The following is a 469-nucleotide window of genomic DNA, read 5'->3' on the forward strand; positions in this document are numbered from 1 at the left end:
AGCTTAATGGAATTCCTAATTACGCAATGAATGATATAAATCACTTTGATATTGCTAAGAAATATTTTTTAGACGGCCTACATAAGTATCAGCTTGGATTTTATGTTGAGGCCGAAGAACTTTATCTAAGATCATTAGATCTACTACCAAATCGAATATCTACATTGCTCAATTTATCCTCTACACAAATACATCTAAAAAAATTTAATGAAGCAAAATCAACTTCTCAAGATATCTTGAAAATAGAGCCACTAAATTATGAGGCTATAAATAACATTGGGTTGATTGAATCAAAAATAGATAATAAAAAGAGAGCGCTAACTTCTTATAGTCGAGCACTAGAAATCAATCCTCAATATGCAGAGGCTTGGTCCAACAGAGGTATTACCTTAAATGACCTAAAGCGCTTTGATGAGGCATTGTCATCTTATGACCGGGCACTAGAAATCAATCCTCAATATGCAGAGGC

1 protein-coding gene is annotated in these 469 nt (G+C 33.5%); it reads left to right on the forward strand.

The genetic code is table 11. The features are described 5' to 3' along the window. Positions 1-26 precede the first annotated feature (26 nt). A partial coding sequence (locus AOC29_RS00680; protein ID WP_215296152.1) for a tetratricopeptide repeat protein occupies positions 27-469 on the forward strand: 443 nt, incomplete at its 3' end.

Origin of the sequence: Polynucleobacter sp. JS-JIR-5-A7 (genome assembly GCF_018687935.1) — a bacterium.
Classification (GTDB): Bacteria; Pseudomonadota; Gammaproteobacteria; order Burkholderiales; family Burkholderiaceae; genus Polynucleobacter.